Origin of the sequence: Paenisporosarcina macmurdoensis (assembly GCF_042658845.1) — a bacterium.
GTDB classification, from domain to species: domain Bacteria; phylum Bacillota; class Bacilli; order Bacillales_A; family Planococcaceae; genus Paenisporosarcina; species Paenisporosarcina macmurdoensis.
Genome location: NZ_JBHSRI010000029.1, coordinates 1 through 1,284, shown reverse-complemented (window position 1 = coordinate 1,284; position 1,284 = coordinate 1). Strand labels below are relative to the sequence as shown.

The 1,284-nt window shown below is 48.7% G+C and carries 9 tRNA genes and 1 rRNA gene; all 10 read right to left on the bottom strand.

Annotated features, from left to right (window positions below):
- Window positions 1-125 precede the first annotated feature (125 nt).
- Window positions 126-201: transfer RNA gene (locus ACFPYN_RS17350), tRNA-Ala, on the bottom strand.
- 18 nt (window positions 202-219) lie between these two features.
- A tRNA-Pro gene (locus ACFPYN_RS17345) sits at window positions 220-296 on the bottom strand.
- A 13-nt stretch (window positions 297-309) separates the two neighbouring features.
- Window positions 310-386, bottom strand: a tRNA-Arg gene (locus tag ACFPYN_RS17340).
- A 23-nt stretch (window positions 387-409) separates the two neighbouring features.
- Window positions 410-498, bottom strand: a tRNA-Leu gene (locus ACFPYN_RS17335).
- A 10-nt stretch (window positions 499-508) separates the two neighbouring features.
- A tRNA-Gly gene (locus ACFPYN_RS17330) sits at window positions 509-583 on the bottom strand.
- A 19-nt stretch (window positions 584-602) separates the two neighbouring features.
- Window positions 603-687 (bottom strand) — tRNA-Leu (locus tag ACFPYN_RS17325).
- Window positions 688-704: 17 nt separating this feature from the next.
- Window positions 705-780 (bottom strand) — tRNA-Lys (locus tag ACFPYN_RS17320).
- Window positions 781-792: 12 nt separating this feature from the next.
- Window positions 793-868, bottom strand: a tRNA-Thr gene (locus ACFPYN_RS17315).
- Window positions 869-884: 16 nt separating this feature from the next.
- A tRNA-Val gene (locus ACFPYN_RS17310) sits at window positions 885-960 on the bottom strand.
- A 10-nt stretch (window positions 961-970) separates the two neighbouring features.
- Window positions 971-1,086 (bottom strand): 5S ribosomal RNA (gene rrf, locus ACFPYN_RS17305).
- Window positions 1,087-1,284 lie beyond the last annotated feature (198 nt).

Genomic DNA, 1,284 nt, shown 5'->3' with positions numbered 1-1,284 from the left:
AACAGTTAAGTTCAAGTTTGTTTTCGATACCAACAGGTGTCGGCGTAAGAAAACGTTTGTGCTTCCGGCACCGAAGTGCGTTCCGCTTGTTAGTTGACGTTTTGCTGTTCAGTTTTCAAGGTTCATGGTGGAGCCTAGCGGGATCGAACCGCTGACCTCCTGCGTGCAAGGCAGGCGCTCTCCCAGCTGAGCTAAGGCCCCTTAAAGGGATATAAATACTGGTCGGGAAGACAGGATTCGAACCTGCGACCCCTTGGTCCCAAACCAAGTGCTCTACCAAGCTGAGCTACTTCCCGAAGATAAAAATAATGGCGCGCCCGAGAGGACTCGAACCTCTAACCGCTTGATTCGTAGTCAAGTACTCTATCCAATTGAGCTACGGGCGCTAAATATGCTATTTTATAAAAAATGGTGCCGAGGACCGGAATCGAACCGGTACGGTAGTCACCTACCGCAGGATTTTAAGTCCTGTGCGTCTGCCAGTTCCGCCACCCCGGCAAGGAATGTATGGAGCGGAAGACGAGGTTCGAACTCGCGACCCCCACCTTGGCAAGGTGATGTTCTACCACTGAACTACTTCCGCTCGTATGCAATTAAATAAATGGTGCGGGTAAAGGGAGTCGAACCCCCACGCCTTGCGGCGCTAGATCCTAAGTCTAGTGCGTCTGCCAGTTCCGCCATACCCGCAACTTAGTATTAAAAAATGGTGAGCCATGTAGGATTCGAACCTACGACCCTCTGATTAAAAGTCAGATGCTCTACCAACTGAGCTAATGGCTCTAAAAAAATTAGTGGTGCCGGCGAAAGGAGTCGAACCCTCGACCTACTGATTACAAGTCAGTTGCTCTACCAACTGAGCTACACCGGCACACTATAAAAATATATGGTGGAGGATGACGGGCTCGAACCGCCGACCCTCTGCTTGTAAGGCAGATGCTCTCCCAGCTGAGCTAATCCTCCAAAATAAATCGCCCAGCGACGTCCTACTCTCGCAGGGGGAGACCCCCAACTACCATCGGCGCTAAAGAGCTTAACTTCCGTGTTCGGTATGGGAACGGGTGTGACCTCTTTGCCATTATCACTGGACTAGTATTCTTTTTTAAGACAAGACTTATTATAACAAGTCTGACGAGATTTACAAGGGTTTTTTATTTTATTAAAAAACTATTTCTTGTTCACTCAAAACTGGATAAACGGGCCATTGAAAGCCATTCAAAATTTTGGTTAAGTCCTCGATCGATTAGTATTCGTCAGCTGCACACGTCGCCGTGCTTCCACCTCGAA